Below are 20853 nucleotides of genomic sequence, written 5' to 3'. Positions count from 1 at the left end.
CATTCAACTTTACAAAGCATTCCCCACCGCAACGCTGTGTATACAGCGTAATGGGGATGCTTTGTTCCAACCGAAACAAAAAAACAAATCAATAGATATGAGAAAAACAAGTTTGCAAGTGCTGGGCTGCGCATTGCTGGCCACCTTACTGGCAAGTTGTGCGGGCATGAGCGATAGGCCCAAGCGGAAAAAACTGCCGGGTTACATTGTATCGCCCACATGGGAAGGCAAATATAGTTATGGTTTGCAAGAGGATAATTCCCGTACCGAAGTGCCGGAAGGCTTTTTCTCTTACTCCGATACCACCATCGATGGGAAAGCCTTCTTCTTAATATCCTTACACGATCCTGCCGTTGACTCGCTGGCTTTAGCAGCAGCGAAATTGTACGAGCCATTAGCAGGTTCGGCTATTGCCTACTTACAGCAACAAGGGAAGGAGGGTGTTGTGGCAGATTTTAGAGGCATTCGTAATGGAGGCGATAAAAAAAGCCATATCCAAGTACGCGATGTAACCGGTCAAACAGCGCCCATTATTGTGCTGTGGGATAACCTTTCAGCCGGCAGAGCAGCCGCGTATGTAGAGAAGCTACAAGCTGCCCCGGGTTTAAAAATCACTTTTCAACAACAATAGCACGCATTCAACATGAAGAAAAAGATCATTTATATATCCAGTATTTTACTCTCCTTCCACCTGTATGCCGCAGCACAAGTACCGAATATTCCCATCCCGGTAAGCTTGCTGCCTAAATCAATGGTTGCCGACACGGCCAAAAAGCCTACACCGCCCGCACCAGATCCCAGGAAATTGATTAAACCATACAAAGAAGTGATAAGCCCAGACTTCACTACAAGGAAAGGTTTATTCACCGTTCACCAACATGCCGATACTTTCTACTTCGAACTCCCAAAGCAGATTTTAGGTCGCGATATGCAAGTAGTAAGTCGCCTGGTGAACGGTATTGGTGGATCTGGTGTGTATAGCGGTGAAGAGTTGAACAACCAAACGGTACGTTGGGAGAAGTCGGACATCGACTCCAGTATTCGATTAATCAATGTACTAGTAATTGGTACAGCTGATAAGAGCGACAAGATTTACAGAACCGTAAAATCTTCTTACTCCGACGCCATCTTACAAGTATTCCCCATTAAAGCATATAGCCCCGATAGCAGCGCTTATGTAATCGATATTTCGCAATACATGCGTACGGGTGGTAATGCCGGTAACTTGTTCAACGAAATCACAAACGAACAAATGGGTAAGGTACTCGATAATCGTAATTTCCGCGATTTCCTTGTAGAGTCGGTACAAACATTCCCGATGAACGTAGAAATACGCATGGTGAAAACATCTGCCAGCCGGGGTATTCAAGCAGTAGGTTTGAATGTGCAAATGCCTACCACTATTAGTACCAATACATCTTTTATTCTATTGCCGGAAGTGCCTATGGCACAACGTGCACAAGATATACGCGTAGGGTATTTTGCCGATATGAGTATGCATTTCGCCGATCAACAACAAGCCATGGAAATGCGCACGTTTATTCGTCGCTGGCGTTTAGAACCTAAACCCGGTGATGTAGAAAAGTACAAGAAAGGCGTACTAGTAGAACCTGCCAAACAAATTGTTATTTACATTGATCCCGCTACACCGAAACAATGGCGCCCTTATTTGATTGCCGGTGTGAACGATTGGCAGAAGGCTTTCGAACAAGCAGGCTTTAAAAACGCTATTGTTGGTAAAGAATGGCCGAATGAAGACAGCGTAGATTATTACATCAACGATGCCCGTTATTCCTTTATACGCTATCTACCTTCAGAGGCTATGAACGCCTATGGACCGGTTGTGTACGATCCTCGTTCAGGTGAAATATTACAAACACATATTGGTTGGTACCACAACGTGATGAAGTTATTACGTAACTGGTATTTCATCCAAGCCGCACCACTCGACCCCGCTGCTCGTAAACCGGTGTTTGATGAAAAGTTAATGGGACAATTAATCCGTTTCGTGTCGAGCCACGAAGTGGGGCATACACTCGGTTTATTACACAACTTTGGTGCAAGTAGCAGAACACCTGTAGACAGCCTGCGTAATAAACAATACTTAGCGAAATACGGCCATACTAGCAGTATTATGGACTATGCACGTTTCAATTACGTAGCGCAACCAGAAGATAACATCCCGCGCGAATTATTATTCCCAGGCATAGGCGAGTACGATAAATGGGCAATCGAATGGGGGTATAAATTCAGCACGGATGATTACGTGACCAATAAAAAGAAAAACTTCCAGCTTGTTACAAACCGCCTTGCTAACAATAGCCGCTTATGGTTTGGTGATGGTGAATCAAGGCAAAATGATCCACGCGCTCAAACAGAGGACTTAGGCGACAATAGCATGAAAGCAAATGCATACGGTATTAAGAACTTGCAACGCATTATGGCTAACCTCGAAGAGTGGACGAAGGAAGAAAACGGGGATTACACCTTTATGCGGGAAATTCACCGCGAAGTAGAACGCCAGTTCACTCGTTACATTACCCATGTGTTCCGCAACATCGATGGTTTCTATACAACACCACGTGCCGAAAGTAATGGAGGCGATATGTTCGAACCAAGCCCGAAAGAAAAAGTACGCGAAGCATTGGCATTTTTAGACGAGCAGTTGTTTACAACACCTACTTGGCTGGTTAATAAAGCCATTGTAAATAAAACATCGGTGCCGAATTTTGAAAGCTTTGTATACGATATCCAAATCAAAGGCATGAACGCCATGCTCGACATAGGTACAATGAATACGATTTTAGCAAATGGCGAACAGTTCAAAGGCAAAGCCATCAACATCGAAGAGTATATAAATATAGCACATGGCATGATTTGGCGCGATTTGAAAAATGGAGAAGTGAAAGATATTTACCGTCGCAACCTACAGAAATCTTACATCGGTAGCTTGCAAAATGTGTTGTTGTCGAACATCCCGGTGAATACAGAAACCGATGTGTACTCTTTGGCAAAAGCTGATATGAAGCAAGTGAAACAAGAAATTGAACAAGCGTTGCCATTGGCAAAAGATAACCTCACGAAGATCCACTTGGAAGATTTGTTGGATCGTATTAAAAAGGTTTTGGAAGCGAAGCCATAGTTGTTGTGTGTTCAGTCTCTACATCGTAGAGACTGAACTTTTAAAACAAATCATATGTACGAATTCTTCTTGCAAATTTTTACAGAAACGGGTTTTACACTCTTGCGGTATTTCGTAATTGCCGGGGTGGCCTTTGTTTTGTTTTATAAAATATTTGCCCACCGCTTTGCGAATAACAAAATACAAGTAAAGCAAGCCGGCAAAGCGGATTTTCTACGCGAAGTTTTACACTCATCCATTTCCAGTATATGTTTGGCTGCAACGGCCCTGCTCGCTTTCTCGGGTTGGGTGAGGCCATATACAATGATTTATACGCATTACAACGATTTTCCAATTTGGTACATCCCGCTAAGCGTATTCTTAGCATTAATCGTGCACGATACTTATTTCTATTGGATGCACCGCGTATTACACCACAAGAAGCTGTTCAACCTTACGCACCTTGTACATCATCGTTCCACGAATCCTTCACCTTTTACAGCTTATTCCTTCCATGTGTTAGAAGCCATTGCAGAAGGATGGGTAATATTGGTCATAGTTTTCGTGATGCCCATGCACCCGTTGTCGATTACGTTGTTCGCGTTATCGTCGCTTTTGATTAACGTGTATGGCCATTTGGGGTACGAGATTATGCCAAAAGGTTTTCGCAAATCGTGGTTGTTCCACGTGTTGAATACGTCTACCTTTCACAACTTACACCATCAAAAGTTTAAAGGTAATTATGGCCTTTATTTTCGTTGGTGGGATCGGTGGATGAAAACAGAACATCCCAGCTATGTAGAACAGTACGACCGGTTACAAGCAAAACGTTTTGGTCATAAAAAGGAGAAGCTGTAAAGGCTTCTCTTTTTTTAACATAATTTTTTAATGGGATGTTTTATTTTGTTGAAGAATGATTCGAGTAGTAGATAAGTTGAAGAGAAATGATGCAGCGTATTTTTCACTCTCATAAATAGTTCTTTACATGAAAAGAATCCTTGCTGTATGCTTGTTCTGTCTTGTGACGCACCTCTCCTCCGCGCAGAAGATCAGCCTACTAAAATCGTACGAAGCGAAACAGCTGGAAATTGTCAACCGCGAACCCAGTATTGTCAACAATGGCAATGAACCAATTTTCCGCCTAAACGAACAACCCGGCGGAGGTTTGGCTTGGTTAAAAGACCAAGTATTTACAACCGGCACCATTAGTTTTGATGTGAAGGGAAGAGATGTACAACAAAAGAGTTTTGTTGGCGTAGCTTTCCAAGGTATCAACGATACTACTTATGATGCCATTTATTTACGCCCGTTTAATTTTAACGCTGCTGAACCTATTCGAAGGTTACGCGCAGTACAGTACATTTCGCTACCGGAAAATGATTGGGAACCACTCCGCGAGAAATTCCCGAACGTGTATGAAAATGCGGTAACACCTGTACCGAACGCAACTGATTGGGTACACGTAGACATTGTAGTAACGGAAACAGGTGCCACTGTGTACATCAATCACAGCAAAACAGCCAGCTTAAAAGTAACATTACTCCAACAAAGGGGAGGAAAACGTATTGCGCTATGGGTTGGAAATAACTCCGACGGCGAATGGCGAAACTTTGAACTAAAGAAAAATTGATAAGCAGTAAATACACACAATGTAAGGGGATGTACAATTTGTGCATCCTCTTTTTTTGCTCAACCCAAGCTTACTAATGTTTCCTGCAGGCAAACTTCATTGGTTACCCTTATCGTTTCGACACCCCACCGACACATCTCCGACTCTTCACCGACATTTCACCGACAAACCCCCAGTGTTTATAAGGGTGAAGTAAGCCTTTTGTCGACATTTCTCCGACATGCACCTTGTATTTACTAGGGTTCAGTCGACCTTCTCCCAAGTTGAGATCGGTATTTTTCCAAAAATCACCCACTGTAAAGCGGCAAAAACCGGCATTTTCCGGCAGAAACCGGCACTTTTCGGCACTTTCCGGCATAAAGCGGCATAAAGCGGTCATTTCCGGCATAAAGCGGTTAAAAGCGGCATTTTCCGGCACGGCATTTTTTTCATTCAAACAGGCTTCCTAATTTCAGGGTGTAATTACATGCAAACAGTGCTGTAAGTTCTTTGATAGCTAGGTAAGTAGGGGCTATTCGCCTGCAAGCAAAGTGGCAGCTTATCCTGCTTTTTCGGGGGTGGGAAGTAGATAAGCGCTCAACTAGCCAACAGCGTTTTGTTAATGAGTTTAACAAAAAACTTAAACAACTGCAAAGTTGTTGCAGTCACCTGTTATAATTTTGCTTCAAGATCACAAATTGAACTGGTAGTATTTTCATTTAAATAATTAGCACATAAATAATTGATGTAACATAATTGTGCGTAGTTGGCGACTACGTGAAAGAAAAATTTTACTCATCATGTGAATGTTTACACTGTTTCCTTCATTTACAACCCGCAGTCATCTCCATTGATGAATACCCGTTACCCGGTTGTCCAAAAGTATTTGGAATAACGGCATATGCTTTTTGTAAATGGTTATCATGCCGGTCGCATACGTGGCCGGCATTTTCGTAACAATTAATTAATATACTCACCTGTATCACTACTCATTTATCAAACTTAATATTAACATAATATGTGCAACGCAGATTTGCTGGTAAGTTTGCCTGGGAAAAATTGGGGTTTTATATGGCATTACATTTACACGGACAACCAGATGAATTTTTGTTGCGCGCCTGTAGCGAAGGCAATACGAAAGCGTTCGACGTGTTATTTGAAAGATATGCGAAGAAGCTTTACCATTATGCCTTTAAATATTTAGGCGATCATGCAGTGGCAGAGGAAATTATGATGGATGTAATGGTGTATACTTGGGAGAAGCGGAAACAAATCGATCCTAATATACCATTTGCCCCCTACGTTTTTAAAGCCATCAAGCACGCTGTTATTAAAGTACTCACCCGCAAACCCGTGACCACCGTTTCGCTCGACGAAATTATGCAAACCACGCTCGCCGGTTCTTACAATGCCGATGGCCGCGTACACGAAAGCGAACTCTATGCCGTATACGAAGAAACCCTTGACGAGCTCAGCGAACAACGCAAAAAAGTATACACCCTTTCACGCCACGAACAATTATCGCACGCAGAAATAGCGAAGGAAATGAACCTTTCCCTGTTCACCGTGAAGAATCATATTAAAGCTTCGCTCTCTCATTTTAAAGATCATTTGAAAGATTACGTAGACATTTCCACTGTATTTTTCTTTTGTATGTTAAGTTAATATTAACGCTGAAAATCGATTAGCCCTTCCCCGTCTTTTCTGGCCTATATAATTTGTAAGCATTCATTATCTGCTTACGAATGTCATGGCAATAATCATCAATAGCGCACTTATTCAAAAATATTTAGATCGCCGTTGCACGCTCGAAGAGCGCGCTGCTGTAGAACTATTCTTACAGCAGGAAGGCAGCGAACAGTTGTTGGCTAGCATCATGGAAGGCCATATGACGACCGATATGGAAGAAGCCGCGGGTAAAACAGGTTACGTGTTGGATGAAGAAACGTGGAAGAAACGTATGCATGCACGCTTAAAAGCTTTACCCCAGGATGGCGGGAAAGTTAGGCGCATGGCTATTTGGCAAAAGGTGGCCATCGTGGTGGCAGTAATTGCAGGCGTATCGGGCATTAAATATGGCTTGCGTAAAAATGTACACCAAGCGGTAGAAAGCTTGGCTATGCTAGAGAAAACCAACCCGAAGGGGCAACGCGCAATTATTACATTAACCGATGGTTCTGTCGTGCATTTAGGCAACCAGTCGACCCTCCAATACCCGGAAGATTTTGCTGCCGGTAAACGAGAAGTAATACTGGAAGGGGAGGCGTTTTTTGATGTGAAAGAAGATCCCGCTAAGCCCTTTATTGTAAGAACTGGCAAGGTAATGACGGAGGTATTGGGTACCAGCTTTAGAATTAAAGCCTTTAAAGATATTCCGGTTGAAGTAGCGGTGGCTACCGGTAAAGTACGGGTAGACAAAGAAGATAATGGCCAGGTAGTGTCATTAGGCATCCTAACAGCAGGGAAGCAATTGGCGTACGATGAGAATGAAATGAAAACAGTATGGACAGAAGTGGATGTGAAAGATGTGGAAGAATGGACCAAAGCCCGCTTAGCCTTTAATAATAGCACATTAAGCGATATCACCAAAGAGCTGGAACGCTGGTACAACGTAGATATTACTATTAACAATAAAGCGAAGGCCAACAAGCGCTTAACGGTTACTTTATTCGCCAGTGCACCATTGGAAAGAACATTGAAGTTGTTGGCAGCTGGAAATAATTTTCAATACACAATTAAACAACAATCGATCACCATTTACTAATGTAGGAATACCTTATGAAATCGTAAAAAAGAAAAACGTTCCTGCAGCATTGCACTGCTAACAGGAACGTTCTCAGAAATTTCTTAGGCCTGTAAGTTTTCGACGACAGAACAGGCGGTAGAAAAAATCAATTGTACCGAATTCCCGGCGGGGCCGGGTTAACCAGTAACATTCAAAAGTATGAAAAAAGGATTAAAAAATGATCCTTTAGGATTTACCGTGGAGCACATCCCCGTAAACCTTGCGAATGCTTGGTTAGTTATAGGGCGATGGCTTACACGTTCTATTACACCTAAGCATTCCAAAATTTATTTCCTAATGAGATGCTCTTTTATCATTTTGGTTGTTCAACTCACTTGCCTTAGCATGCTATTCGCATCTAACGCAAAGAGCCAGGACCTTCACTTGAAAGTAAATCTCCAGCTAGAAAACACTTCTATCAAAGAAAGCATTCTCCGTATTGAAAAATTGAGCGGTATCCGCTTTTTATTGCCGGAAGATGTATTGATGAAGGAACGTAAAAGCATCACCTTGCACGAAAGTGAAATTTCTGTTAAGGATGCGTTGCACAAGGTTTTCATCAACACCAACTTGCAGTACAAATTGGTAGATGGTTACGTGGTTATCGCCGAAAAACCCGTGCCGATTAAAATCGCGGGTAAAGTGTTAGATGCTAAAAACAAGGAAGCATTACCCGGCGTTTCTATCCGTATCAAAGGCACGCAGAAAGGCGGCACAACCGATATGAACGGCTTGTTTTCAATCGAGATACCAGGAGAAGGCGCTACCCTTGTATTTGCATACATGGGTTACGACAATAAAGAAATCAAAGTAACAGCCGCGAATAACAGCATGATCGTGTTGCTTTCTTCTTCCAGCAAACAATTAAGTGGTGTAACTGTAGAGGCGCGTCGTAAAACAAATACCGAGATCACCGTTTTACAAGAACGTAAAAACTCGGCCGTTGTACAAGATGCTATTTCTGCACAACATATCGAACGTACCGCTTCTATTACTACCACGCAAGCCTTACAACGCGTAAGCGGCGTAACCGTAACCGACGATAAATATGTTGCGATCCGTGGTTTAGGCGATCGTTCTGTAATTGGCCAGTTGAACGGTGCCCGTTTAGCTTCTTCCGATCCCGATAGAAGTACCATTCCTTTGGATCTTGTACCGGCTTCTTTACTCGATAACATCACGATCTATAAAACTGTAACCCCCGATAAACCGGCAGATGCTGCGGCAGGTATCGTTGAATTGAAAACGAAATCGGTACCGGCAAAAGCAACTTTGGAAATTATTGCACAAACGGGCTTTAATTCCAATATCGGTATGGGTGGTAAAGTAAACAGTTTTTATAATAGCGATTTGGGCTTTTTCGGTACAAAAGTAAAAGACAAGAACCTTACGAAAGATTTCTTGCACCTTTCTACACAATACCCAGGGGGGCTTTCTCAAATTCAACAACTCATTGCCAACAGTAATGGCGACCTCGCCATGAAGCAAGAAGCCAACCGCATTAATAACATTATGCACAGTTTCGACCCGGTAATGACTACCCAGTACAAGAATGCACCCATGAACCAGTTGTACTCGGTTACTTACGGTAACAGCTTCCCTGTGTTCAAAAAACATAAAATCGGTGTAATTGCCGGTGCTAACTATTATTCACGTTCAACAGATGTGTATGGTGGCAATCTTACCCAGTACAGTATTTATCAAGGCGTTATTACTGGTAATCCTGATGTGTACAGCCCGCGTAACATTCCTAACTATATCACGCCCAATAACCTCTTCATGGGTAAATATCAAACCTATAAAGAGAACACAGGCACGCAAACGTTGAACTATGGCGCTTTGGGAGGTGTAACTTACCAGTTCAGTCCTCGCCATGAAATTAGTGTACAATATTTAGGCAGCTGGGGCGCAGAAGCACAAGCTGTAAACATGTATGGTCAATACCAATACACTGGTTTACCGGGTGAAGTAGCGTCCTATATCTATTCATTGAAACAAACACAACGTAAGTTGAACACCTTCAATTTACAAGGTGAACATAAGTTCTTAGCAGGTGAATATTCTCCTAGTTTAAGTTACAACTTGGCGTCTTCTACTTCCATGCAAAATGATCCCGACTTCCGTTTCGTTACCTTAACCGATTACCGCCCACGCAGTGGTAGCCACTATTGGAAACCGGGTGTAGGTACAGATGGGGGTGCAGGTAGCTATGTGTATACCGAGCATTTGTATGCTTTGAACTCGGGGTACGTCAATGGTTATGGTACCTACGGTATTATCCAAGCAGAACCGAACGGTAGGAGATGGAGGAATTTGGATGAAACGAACTATAACTATAAAGCAGATGTGAGTATTCCTTTCAAGATGTTAGGACTAAAGCAAATCTTTAAAACAGGTGTCAACTATTTGAACCGTGATAGAAACTTTAGGGAGAATATGATGTTCTTGCCAGGTTCAAACTTCTCTACGAATGGTGCCGTTACCTTGTACGAGGTAGAAGGCAACCTCGATCGTTTGGTGGGGCCTAGCGTTATTGGTATTCGTCCTACTTCCGGCTCAACAGGTGAAGGTGCAAACAGTGTAGGTGGGTTCTTATACAATAGCCAAAAATCGCCTAACAACTACAAAGGTTTCTTTGAAACGAATGCGTTTTACGCGATGATGGATGTGAAGCTGTTAGAAAACTTGCGTATGGCAGGTGGTGTACGTTTCGAGAAAACAAATATTCAATCTACCGTAGATACTGCTAACGTTTATTTAGATCCTTCCTTAACCACACCAGGCCAAGGCGGCGTAGCCGTGCCGGTGGTAAACATCAACCCGCACACTACTTACAAAACAGGGTATAAGCCTTATTACGCGGTAAACATGACGTACACCTACAAAGAGAACATGAACTTCCGTTTGGCTTATAATACCACCTTAGCACGCCCAGAATTGCGCGAGTTAACGAACGTGTTTGAATTTGATGCTTTCCAAATGGGCTTGGTAGTAGGTAACCCGAAATTGGTGAATCAACATACCGAGAACATCGATTTCCGTTGGGAGTGGTTCCCGAATGCAGGGGAAGTAATTTCTGCTTCCTTATTCGGTAAGCGCATCAACAACCAGTTGGTAAAAGTATTCAGCTTGAAAACTGCCGGTTTGGCCGCGAAGTACCCAGAGTATCCAACGATCCAGTTCCAAAACGATCCGAATACGGGTACAGTATGGGGTATGGAGTTAGAGTTCGTGAAGAACATCGGCAATTTCGTTCCTTCCATGAAGAACTTCTTCGTAGGTACGAACTTGTTGTTAGCACAATCAAACATCAAAAAAACGAAAGAAAGATACGACGCTAACAAATCGCTCGACAGGCATACGCCCACGAACAGTCCTTTGTTCGAACAAGCACCGTTCTCTATCAATGCTTGGTTGAACTATAAGAGCCCGAAATTAGGGACCGATATTACGGCCACCTTCAACATGGTAGGCGAACGTTTAGTACAAATCAACTTAACGGGTGAACCCGATTTGTATACACGCCCCGTTCCCATGTTAGATATCATCTTCTCTCAGCAATTAAGCAAACGCTTATTGTTCAAAGGCTACGCGAAAAACATCTTAAACCCAGCTATCGAAACAGTATATGCTAACCCGGGTACAGGCGGTGTTTGGTACGGTAACCGCTACTTGAACAGGAGTTATAAACGTGGTGCAGAGATTATGATGGGCTTTACTTATAAACTCTTCTAGGCCATAAATATTAAACATAGCAAGATGAAATATTCATACTTCATAACGGGGGCGATGTTCTTATCATGCTGCTTTATAGCGTGTAAGAAGGAGAAATATGATTTCTTCTACGACAATCGCCAAGTGGATGATATGCGTAGTAATTCTACGACGAGGATCGTGAACTTGGGTGGTGTAAACCAGTTGATTCTTAACAATGATACCCTTACCAGTTATTTTATTGGTACACCTATTCCCGGGGTAGTTATCAAACCCCCAGGCACGAAATATTTCCCGAACGGCGGTTCTTTAGGCGCTACTTTCTTTATTCCTAAAAGCTTTATGAACCAAGGTAAAGCAAATGTGAAATTGGAAAACGTAGGCTACCAAGCCGTGAACGATCCTTTAACGTTCGTTGCACAAGAGAAATACAACACACCAATCGACTACTATATTTTACGAGGCGATGCTTACCAAACCGGTGCATTACCAAGGGTAATAGAAGTACCGCGTGATGTAACAGCGCCTACGAAACCAGGCTATTTCAAAATTCGCTTGGTGAACATGGCCTTGCAATATCCACGTCCTGGAGATGCAGAACCATTGGTAAAACCATTGAGCTTGGCATTAGCGGATGGTACTTTGTTAAGCGAAAAAACATCCAATATCGCACCTGGTCAATATTCACAGTACATTGAAGTGCCTTACGGAACCTACCAATTTAAGGTACTAACACCGGCAGGTACGGAAGTATCGGCATTAAACCCACCAAGTGGCGAATTTGCCGATGTAATCGACCCGGCCACATCTACTATTACAAAAGGTGCCCAAGGTATTCCGCATACCGTGTCTACCCACTTAACTTTCGCCCCGTTGAAAACCTTCCAACCGGGTGGTATTTATACGATCGCGGTAAGCTTAGACAATTTCACAACACCTTACTACGTGGGTAACCCGGGCGAAACTTCTTCCATGTGGCAGAATGGTTTCAAGATTATTGCCGATGCAAGCGAGCCAGAGAATACAACCTACTCGCATATACAAGCAGTAAACGCGGCAACCGGCTTGGATAAAGTGACAGTGAAGGTGAATAATACAACAGTAGGCAACTTGGAATATAGCCAAGTAAGTGAATATTCGCAGTTTGTATACGGTCAAACCAAGATTGATGTACAAGATGCAGCAGGCAAATCTTTAACGACAAAAACACTGCCACTGCCTGCTAACATGAACTACACGGTGTGGGTGTATAAAACGGCCACCGGCGACGTTACTTTTTCACTTGTGCAAAACACAATGGATGGAGGCGTATATGTAGGTGGGGGTAATGGGCAAGATGGTTCATATACACGCAGGCAGTACAGTTACCCGTTCCAAAAACGTTGGTTGAACTTCTGTAATGATATTCCATACGCCAGCTTCACATACGATAACGGTCAACCTGCTTCTACGAACAATGCTTCTAAGTATTTAACACCGGGTTTCGTTACTACCGATCATCCTTATTCTAATAGCAGTGTAGGAGAAGATCCATACCAAGTATTGGTATACAACTCTAAGCCGGGTGTATTCCCAGGTACTTGGTTATCACAAATCGCCCCGCTGAAAAGCACCGATTTTATAGCGCGTAAAGCTGCCTACACGCGTGGCTTGCCTAACCAAGAACCAGGTATTTACACGGTAGCGCTCATCGGCAAATTGCAAGGAGCAGGAAAGGAAAGTGCAAAAATGATTATTGTAAAACACTCGAAGTAATGATTAGTATGAAACTACATCAACTTTTGCTGGCCGGCCTGCTCTTGGGAGCAACAGCTTGTAGCAAGGTAGACTATACAGAAATTGAAAACCCTGCTTACTTGCGGGTTTTCAATGACCTGAACCTAAAAATAGGTTTGGAAAACAAGGACGAAGAACAGCCATTTATGTGCATGTTGATCGACCCCGTAATTGGCGCCGACGGTATTCCAACAAGTGCTGCTATTAAAGGCGATTTCTTGGATCAACGTGAACCATACGCACCGCCTTATCCTTCACATATCGGTGCTAGTACAAGCATTAACAACCCGGAATATCCAGGTAAAGAAAACGTACTAGTAGGCCCTGTATTAAACGGTTTCGATTTATCGAGTTGGGCGCAGGTGCCAGCGGGGAAACACCGTGTTGTGTTTTATATCCGTCCTAAAAACAGCATCCCGTTCTTCAATTTGGAAGATAGGTTAAAGAAAACAGTGGTAGTTGATACTACTATAGAGTTAGGGGTACGCGAAGTATATACTTTACATGTTTTACAACGCGACTTTATCTCGAAGAAAAACGGGATCATTTTACGCCAAGAAAACTTCCACAAATTGTCGTTATCCGATTCCATGCTCTATGTAAACTTCTACAACTATAGTGCAAATGGCTTTTGGAGTGCCGATAATAATTTGAAGAAGAACCAATATTCATCGGGCTATTTGCAATACGGTATCCGGGATAATATGAACGTGTGGATGTCTATCTGTGAACAAGGTACCTTCAACACGGTAGCAGGCTACAAATTCAAACTTTTGAAGAATATGGTACGCGATGCCAACAATAGCAGCGTAGCAAGCTACCATCCTGTTCCGGTATTCGCGGATGCTAAGAGTAATGGTATTTCTACTACCGTTTGGCAACGTATTACGCTGTTGTATCCTGGTATAGATCCAAACAATAACCCTTACGGTTCATTGGGGTACGACCCGGATGGACAGTACGCGATGTTGTCGTGTAATAGTACCGATCCCGTGAAGCCGCTTTCCGATCCAGGTACATTGTTATTACCCAACATGATTGTTAACATTCATTCTGGTCGCGATAACCCGCGTTCATTTGCTACCGTGAATACGATCGAGATTGTGAATGGGAATGCTTATCTCACAACTGTACAACGTAAATATCCACCGCCAATTTACTAGTAGGAGAAAAAATTTGATGTATGAAACATTTGAATATTGTATATATCGGCCTGGTGAGCATGTTGCTTTGTGGCGCAAGCGCTTGCAAGCATGATGATATTACCACGCGCCCAGTGAACCTGAACTATCGACCAGGTGCCGATTTCATAAAAAACAACTACGACCTCACCATCTTCTCTGCATTGATTGATAAAAGCGGGATGAAAGACGAATTGAATGGTGCAGGACCCTATACTTTCATTGCACCGAACGATAAGGCTTTTACCGAAATCGGTTTAACGAAAGATAAAGTAGCTACTATCAGCGAAGACTCTGCTAAGCATATTGTACAGTATCATGTGATTACCCGTAGGTTAATGACAGATGATATCCCGGCTAATGGTGTTGATGTTCGTTATGCAACCTTGTACGATGATCGCCAATTGTATGTGTCGAACGGTAGTTATTCCCCTGGCCAAGAAATAGACCCAACGAAAAACAGGAAAGAAATTTATTTCAATGGTTCGTTGGCAATAAAGAAAGATGTAACCGTGTTGAATGGCAACTTGTATGTTACTGATAAAGTGATGAAGTATACACCGGGCGATATGCAAGCATTTCTTGCCGATAAGCCAGAACTCAGCATATTGGTGGCAGGCTTTAAGAAGTTTGGTTACTGGGATAAGTTGAAAGGGTTGAAGCCATTTACAATTCTAGCGCCTACAAATGCAGTATTCGAAAAAGCAGGTATGACAGAAGCATTTGTGAACGCGATGAATACAAACGAGTATTATGGTACCCGCTTATTTGGGGTATACCTCATGCAAGGTAACCGCTACTTCGTGAATGATTTCAGTGTATTCAGAACTATTACCGGTGTGAATGGTATAACGGTATTGATTGATCCATCCGATACTTGGTCTTTCTCCATGTACGTGCAAACCAATACATACACCGGGTTACCTACTACGATGTACATCACGATCAGAACAGCTTTGCAATACCCTTATGAAGAAGTGAAAAACTTCAGTGATGGTATACCTGCTAACTACGATTTCTTAACGGATAACGGTATCCTCCACAAGATCGAAACTGTTATCGTATTGCCATCACAAGCTAAAAGATAAACCACATGAAAACAAACCTATATAAAGTTGTATTAGGTGCCATGGTGATGTTGACGGTTTTTTCAGCATGTAGAAAAGAAGAGTTTACACCACCACCGCACGGCGATAAAGTGCCCTTTAGCGATACGGCTACTCATTTCATACACGAAATGGTATTAGCTTCCAATAATAAACTGTTCGCGAAAGCCATGCAGAAAAGCTCGATGGTGAATTTCTTCGAGTCGCAAACCAATAAAGCCCGCTTCACGATATTAATGCCAACAGATGAAGCAATGCGCGCCATGGGGTATACAGATGCTGTAATCGATGCCGCTTCACAAGCAAGCATGGATTCATTAATACAATACCAAACAATTGCGACTGATATTTCTGAAGAGGAGTTAAAAAGCATTACGTATACAACGCGGTACATGACTTTGTTACAGAACAAAAATTATCTAGAACAAATTAACCCGGTCAATACGAACGTTTCACGCTACGAAACTTATACCTATAAACAATACCTCGGTTTCTTACAAGGAAACATTATTGTAAACGGTTGGGCCACAGGTAACATGGTGGCACCTATTTACGGTAAAAACGGTTTCGTGTATACGATCAATAAAATGAATCGCTATCCGACCAAAACCATGATGGAAGTATTGGAAACAGACCCTCGCTTCGATATGATAGGCGAGTTGTTAGCATACAATAAAGCCTATTGGTCGGAAATAACCTTCGATATTTACGAACGTTCTTATTGGAATCCTATGATGGCGGTTAATGGCGTAGTGGGGCGATTTGGTGCATTTATTCCCACCAACGCGGCTTTAAAAGCCAATGGTTTTCAAACAGTGGATGATCTGAAGAACCGTGATTTACGCACAATGCCTTACCTCGACTGGGATACATTTGAAATATTCAATGGATTTGCAACAGATTCAATGCTTAACTATGCTTTGTATGGTTCAATGTACTTGCAAAACACAGGCGGTTGGGGTATTGGTGGATTTACCTCTTCCACATTGTTCTCGAACGATTTAGTGCAGCCGGGTATTAATAGCTACATCTTGAACGTGAAGAATATGGATGCGCCTGCTCGTATAATACCATTCGATTTTTCTACCGATGCCAATGGTAAAACCACGGTGAGCTTAAAGAAAGATAAGAATGTAAAAGCCGTGATTACTGAACCGAACATCATGACGCTGCAAGGTCCTATCCAAGGTATTGATAATATTCTTGTTCCACCGGGTTTTCAATTACATTAATCATCACACCGTCTCAATTAGAATTGTATGAAGAAGCATAAATATTTTCTTGTACTCGCTGCCGTAATGGGCATGACGACGAGCTGTGAGAAAGATGATAATACACAAAACATCGACAATAACCGCATTCCGCAAATTATTGCCGACAACTTTAACTTATCCCTTTTTAACGTAACTGCAACAAGAAGCAACTTGCTCGAAAGTTTGTACGGAAAGGGGCCTTATACGGTGCTGGCACCTTCAGATGCAGCGTTTCAATCCGCCGGCTACCTGGATAATAAGGCCATTCTTTCCGCCGACTACCAATTGATATTTAAACTGGCTGGGTATCATGTTTTACAAGGTAGATATGAACTGAACAAGTTGCCTTTCTTGTTCAACCAAGAGGTACAATCCATGAGCGGTGGCAAACTATTCGTTACGCGTTGGGTGAAAAATGGTGATACAACAGTTACGGTAAACGGTAGCCGCGTGTTAACCAACCAAGTACCGGCATCAAACGGTATTATCGAGGTGTTAGACCGCGTATTGGAACCCTATGCACATAATACAGTAGTAGATGGTGTTGCCGGCGAAACTAGCCTCACCCTCTTCTCACAGGCTTTAGTGCGTAGTGGTTTAGATAAAGAATTAGCGGGGAAAGGTCCATTTACAGTATATGCGCCTAACAACACGGCAATGATAGCGATGGGGTATCCAACTGTACAAGCTATTAATGCAGCTAATCCTACCACGTTGGCGAACATCGTTCGGTACAACATTGTAGCGGATCGCCGATTTATCAACGATTACTTCTTAAGTGCCAGCAATACTGTAGGTTCTACACAAGGTATGATCGACGGTAATTCCGTAAAAATAACCTTCGTGCCAGACCCCGCTTCGCCGGGTGCTTACAAAGGTATTACGTTGTTAGGTACAGGTAATACTTCACCAGTAAACGTGACGCGTAGAGATATTAATACGGGTAACGGCGTTATCCATATCGTTGACCAAGTATTAAAAATCACGCAGTAAATCATTCTTTTCATAACTCACGAACATGAAGATGCAAACTTATAAAAATCACTGCCTGCGCATGATATGCATGCTGTTCATGATGCTACCATTCGTAGCATCGGCACAGGAAACAGGTGGCGGTTTAACCGGTAAAGTGCAAGATGCAAAGGGTGAAGCTTTACCCGGCGCTACGGTCATTGCCGTGCACACACCATCGGGCACGAAATACCCGGTGATTACAGATGAAAAAGGTCGTTATAGATTATTAGGATTGAGAATTGGTGGACCATACACCGTAACTGCCAGCATGATGGGTTTAGCCACGGCACAAGTAGAAGGTGTTACGGTGAAACTAGGCGAACCCCAATTACTCAATCTTCTCCTACAAGATCAAAGTAAACAATTAGCAGGTATCGAGGTGAAAGCGGATAAACGTGGTCCTAAAGCTAATAACTACGGGGCAGGACAAAATATCTCGCGTACACAGTTAAACAATATGCCTACTGTGAATCGCAGTATCCAAGATATTACACGGATGGTACCACAAGGTAATAAAGACAATAGTTTCGGCGGCTCTAGCTTCCGTTACAACAACGTTACCATCGATGGTGCGATTAATAATGACGCCATTGGGTTTAGCCCGTCAAGTGGCGGTCAAAGCGGTACATCTGGTCAACCCGGTAGCAGCACCCGCACCAACCCTGTATCGTTAGACGCGATTGAAGACATGCAAGTGTATTTAGCGCCGTTCGATGTGAAGATCGGTAACTTTACTGGTGGTTCTATCAACGCCGTTACACGCAGTGGTACGAATACGTTAAGTGGATCGGTATATGGTTTTGGTAGAAATGCCAGCTTAATTGGGAAAGACAAAGTAGGTTCTTTGGGTAAGATGGATCAAGCGTTTGAAGATTACCAAGCAGGTGTTCGTTTGGGTTTCCCTATCATTAAGAACAAATTGTTCTTCTTTACGAACGAAGAAATCACACGCCGCACAGATCCTGCGCAATTGATAGCCGGTAGCCAAGAAACGGCGCATATTTTGAGCGAGAAAGATGCGGAAGCCATTAGGAATGCCAGCGTGTCTCGTTATGGTAACATTTTCGATCCAGGTACAGCAGACAGGTACAATACCAACGCGAAATCTGTGAAGTTCTTCAACCGTTTGGATTGGAACATCAACGATCGTCACCAGTTAAGCATCCGCAACAATACCATTCGTTCGAATGCTACGCATATGGACCGCGACCAGCAAGATTTCCGTTTCAGCAGCATGGCGTTCAAACAAACGAACAACCAAAGCAGCACGGTAGCAGAATTAAAAAGCCGTTTCAACAACCGTGTTACCAACAGCTTTGTACTAGGTTACAGCACCGTACACGACTACCGCGATCCATTAAGCGATCCTACTTTATCACAGGTACAAATTATGGGTCGCACACCTGGTACAACCATTTACTTGGGTACCGACCGTGAAGCGTCGATCTTCAACATGAAGCAAAGAACGATTGAAATCACGAATAACTTAACCTTCAGTAAAGGCAATCACACCTTCTTATATGGTACGCACAACGAGTTGTACCATATCGATTACGGGTTTGTGAATAGCTGGAACGGTAGAATTGATTATAACAGCATTGAAGACTATTTAAATAACGTACCCTATAGAGTACGTGGTTCCTACAACTATACGAACAATACCCGCGATTACATCTTGCAAAACCCGGGCGCTAAGTTCGATGTAAACATGTACAGTGTATATGTACAAGATGAAATCCAAGTAAACGATTACTTAAAAGTTACGCCCGGTATCCGTGCCGATTACACCCACTTGCCTAGCAAACCACAAATGAGCGAGCGATTAAACGAAGCCGTAGCAGACCCTTATTTCGGTACTACATACACGTATACTCCCATTAGCCGCCTCAACAATGGTTACTTGAACAAAGTACAAATCTCTCCAAGAATTGGTGTACGCTACGATGTACTCAAAAACCAAAGCTTGATTTTACGTGGTGGTGCAGGTTTATTTACCGGTAGAATTCCGTTTGCTTGGTTAGCATATGCCTACTACAACAACGGCGTTAACTACGGTTCTTACGATCAACGTGCCGATCAAAAACCTTTCCCGGCAGGCGCAGATCCTATGCAGCCTAACCCGAATGGTATAGCCGGCTTTATCGAAAAAACAGGTACCCCTGTAAACAACCCGAACGCGGGTAAAACACAAGTGGATTTAATCGATAACAACTTCGTGATGCCACAAGTATTCCGTGCTAGCTTGGGTGTAGATTATACCACGAAGAACAACTGGAAATTAACAGTAGAAGGTATAGTAACGAAAAGCTTGAAAGATGTTGCCTTTCAACAAATCAACATCACCGATAACCCACGTTATTATGCATACGATAAGCACCGTGAGCAACCGATTTACCCGGGTACCATTAACCCTATGTTCTCGAATGCTTATTTGTTGAGCAATACGAAGAAAGGTTACCGTTACAGCGTAACGGGTTCTATTAACCGTACCTTCATGAACGGTTGGTATGTATCGGGTGCTTACACCTTTGGTGAAAGTAAAGATATGTACAATGGTATCCGTAACTCCATGGAATCGAACTGGCAGTTGAACCAAGCCTTGAACCCGAACAACCCTGCGTTGTCGTATTCAAACTTCGATATTCGTCATCGTATCGTATTGAACGCTAGTTACAAGAAAGTATGGAATAAAGTATTGGCTACTACAGTAAGCGTGTTTGCTAGTGCACAATCGGGTTCACCATTTACGTATGGTATCATGAGTAATAGCATCCAAGGCTTACCACAACAAGTGAGCTTGGCGTATATTCCTACCCGTGAAGACGCGGTGAATTTCTTCCAAGATCGTACAGTAAATGGTGCCACTGTAACCAAGGAAACACAAGCAGCCGCCTTCAACGCTTATGTAGATGCGAACGACTACTTAAGTACGCGCCGTGGTAAATTCACCGAAAGAAATATGGGTAGAACACCTTGGAACATGCAAGCCGATTTGCATTTCGCGCAAGAGTTCCATTTCCCAGCTTTGAAGAATAACTACTTCACGTTCACTGCCGATATCATCAATGTAAGCAATATGTTGAACGGTGCATGGGGCCGCCAGTATTTCTCGCCCAATACTTTCAACTCTACAGCGAGCGTGGGTTTAACACCAACATTATTCCCATCCGAACAAAATCCAAATAATAATCCTGTTTACACTTTCACTGATCCAGGTAAACCATACACGATCGATTACTTCGGTTCTCGTTACCAGGTACAACTCGGATTGCGTTATACTTTCTAAAATCATTG

General features: G+C 42.9%; 14 protein-coding genes and 2 pseudogenes. 15 read left to right on the top strand and 1 reads right to left on the bottom strand.

All coding sequences use genetic code 11. The features are described from left to right. Window positions 1-97 precede the first annotated feature (97 nt). The 6 genes and pseudogenes from LX64_RS06840 (at window position 98) to LX64_RS06825 (ending at window position 4751) form a co-directional block, all read left to right on the top strand. Window positions 98-631, top strand: coding sequence for a hypothetical protein (locus LX64_RS06840; RefSeq protein WP_111596859.1), 534 nt, complete (start codon window positions 98-100; stop codon window positions 629-631). A 12-nt stretch (window positions 632-643) separates the two neighbouring features. Beyond that, a pseudogene (locus tag LX64_RS26455) lies at window positions 644-940 on the top strand (DUF5118 domain-containing protein); the annotation flags it as partial. After that, window positions 929-1555 (top strand): annotated as a pseudogene (locus LX64_RS26450) (DUF5117 domain-containing protein); the annotation flags it as partial. The pseudogenes LX64_RS26455 and LX64_RS26450, both read left to right, overlap by 12 nt. Then, window positions 1529-3142: a zinc-dependent metalloprotease gene (locus LX64_RS26445; RefSeq protein ID WP_394337179.1), complete on the top strand. Its 1614-nt coding sequence runs from the start codon at window positions 1529-1531 to the stop codon at window positions 3140-3142. The pseudogene LX64_RS26450 and the gene LX64_RS26445, both read left to right, overlap by 27 nt. 54 nt (window positions 3143-3196) lie before the next feature. Continuing rightward, window positions 3197-3979: a sterol desaturase family protein gene (locus LX64_RS06830; RefSeq protein WP_111596857.1), complete on the top strand. Its 783-nt coding sequence runs from the start codon at window positions 3197-3199 to the stop codon at window positions 3977-3979. Window positions 3980-4106: 127 nt separating this feature from the next. Next, window positions 4107-4751, top strand: a complete 645-nt coding sequence (locus LX64_RS06825; RefSeq protein ID WP_111596856.1) for a hypothetical protein — start codon at window positions 4107-4109, stop codon at window positions 4749-4751. A 109-nt stretch (window positions 4752-4860) separates the two neighbouring features. On the opposite strand, the gene LX64_RS06820 is transcribed toward LX64_RS06825, so the two are convergent. Then, the gene (locus tag LX64_RS06820) at window positions 4861-5187 is read right to left on the bottom strand and encodes a hypothetical protein (RefSeq protein WP_111596855.1); all 327 of its coding nucleotides are present in this window, start codon (window positions 5185-5187) and stop codon (window positions 4861-4863) included. 614 nt (window positions 5188-5801) lie between these two features. Here LX64_RS06820 and LX64_RS06815 point away from each other — a divergent pair. From LX64_RS06815 to LX64_RS06775, 9 genes are all read left to right on the top strand, one after another. Next, the gene (locus LX64_RS06815; protein WP_111596854.1) at window positions 5802-6395 is read left to right on the top strand and encodes an RNA polymerase sigma-70 factor; all 594 of its coding nucleotides are present in this window, start codon (window positions 5802-5804) and stop codon (window positions 6393-6395) included. An 85-nt stretch (window positions 6396-6480) separates the two neighbouring features. Next, window positions 6481-7494, top strand: coding sequence for a FecR family protein (locus LX64_RS06810; RefSeq protein ID WP_111596853.1), 1014 nt, complete (start codon window positions 6481-6483; stop codon window positions 7492-7494). A gap of 180 nt (window positions 7495-7674) precedes the next feature. Next, on the top strand, window positions 7675-11250 hold the full coding sequence (locus tag LX64_RS06805) for a TonB-dependent receptor (protein WP_211324753.1): 3576 nt from the start codon (window positions 7675-7677) through the stop codon (window positions 11248-11250). A gap of 24 nt (window positions 11251-11274) precedes the next feature. Continuing rightward, window positions 11275-12984: a DUF4397 domain-containing protein gene (locus tag LX64_RS06800; protein ID WP_111596852.1), complete on the top strand. Its 1710-nt coding sequence runs from the start codon at window positions 11275-11277 to the stop codon at window positions 12982-12984. A gap of 8 nt (window positions 12985-12992) precedes the next feature. Next, window positions 12993-14168: a hypothetical protein gene (locus LX64_RS06795; RefSeq protein ID WP_211324752.1), complete on the top strand. Its 1176-nt coding sequence runs from the start codon at window positions 12993-12995 to the stop codon at window positions 14166-14168. 20 nt (window positions 14169-14188) lie between these two features. Next, window positions 14189-15274 (top strand): fasciclin domain-containing protein, encoded by a 1086-nt coding sequence (locus tag LX64_RS06790; protein WP_111596850.1) that lies wholly within the window; start codon window positions 14189-14191, stop codon window positions 15272-15274. Window positions 15275-15279: 5 nt separating this feature from the next. After that, window positions 15280-16524: a fasciclin domain-containing protein gene (locus LX64_RS06785; protein WP_111596849.1), complete on the top strand. Its 1245-nt coding sequence runs from the start codon at window positions 15280-15282 to the stop codon at window positions 16522-16524. 27 nt (window positions 16525-16551) lie between these two features. After that, window positions 16552-17538, top strand: coding sequence for a fasciclin domain-containing protein (locus tag LX64_RS06780; protein ID WP_111596848.1), 987 nt, complete (start codon window positions 16552-16554; stop codon window positions 17536-17538). A 25-nt stretch (window positions 17539-17563) separates the two neighbouring features. Beyond that, window positions 17564-20845: a TonB-dependent receptor gene (locus LX64_RS06775; protein ID WP_211324751.1), complete on the top strand. Its 3282-nt coding sequence runs from the start codon at window positions 17564-17566 to the stop codon at window positions 20843-20845. Window positions 20846-20853 lie beyond the last annotated feature (8 nt).

Origin of the sequence: Chitinophaga skermanii (genome assembly GCF_003259335.1) — a bacterium.
Lineage (GTDB): Bacteria > Bacteroidota > Bacteroidia > Chitinophagales > Chitinophagaceae > Chitinophaga > Chitinophaga skermanii.
Note: the sequence above shows the minus strand (reverse complement) of the source record. Positions and strands in the feature narration are given on the sequence as shown.

Excerpts from the sequence above, each read along its gene's own strand:
- LX64_RS06840 (WP_111596859.1), top strand. The coding sequence starts at position 98 with ATGAGAAAAACAAGTTTGCAAGTGCTGGGCTGCGCATTGCTGGCCACC.
- LX64_RS26445 (WP_394337179.1), top strand. The coding sequence starts at position 1,529 with ATGCGCACGTTTATTCGTCGCTGGCGTTTAGAACCTAAACCCGGTGAT.
- LX64_RS06830 (WP_111596857.1), top strand. The coding sequence starts at position 3,197 with ATGTACGAATTCTTCTTGCAAATTTTTACAGAAACGGGTTTTACACTC.
- LX64_RS06825 (WP_111596856.1), top strand. The coding sequence starts at position 4,107 with ATGAAAAGAATCCTTGCTGTATGCTTGTTCTGTCTTGTGACGCACCTC.
- LX64_RS06815 (WP_111596854.1), top strand. The coding sequence starts at position 5,802 with ATGGCATTACATTTACACGGACAACCAGATGAATTTTTGTTGCGCGCC.
- LX64_RS06810 (WP_111596853.1), top strand. The coding sequence starts at position 6,481 with ATGGCAATAATCATCAATAGCGCACTTATTCAAAAATATTTAGATCGC.
- LX64_RS06805 (WP_211324753.1), top strand. The coding sequence starts at position 7,675 with ATGAAAAAAGGATTAAAAAATGATCCTTTAGGATTTACCGTGGAGCAC.
- LX64_RS06800 (WP_111596852.1), top strand. The coding sequence starts at position 11,275 with ATGAAATATTCATACTTCATAACGGGGGCGATGTTCTTATCATGCTGC.
- LX64_RS06795 (WP_211324752.1), top strand. The coding sequence starts at position 12,993 with ATGAAACTACATCAACTTTTGCTGGCCGGCCTGCTCTTGGGAGCAACA.
- LX64_RS06790 (WP_111596850.1), top strand. The coding sequence starts at position 14,189 with ATGAAACATTTGAATATTGTATATATCGGCCTGGTGAGCATGTTGCTT.
- LX64_RS06785 (WP_111596849.1), top strand. The coding sequence starts at position 15,280 with ATGAAAACAAACCTATATAAAGTTGTATTAGGTGCCATGGTGATGTTG.
- LX64_RS06780 (WP_111596848.1), top strand. The coding sequence starts at position 16,552 with ATGAAGAAGCATAAATATTTTCTTGTACTCGCTGCCGTAATGGGCATG.
- LX64_RS06775 (WP_211324751.1), top strand. The coding sequence starts at position 17,564 with ATGAAGATGCAAACTTATAAAAATCACTGCCTGCGCATGATATGCATG.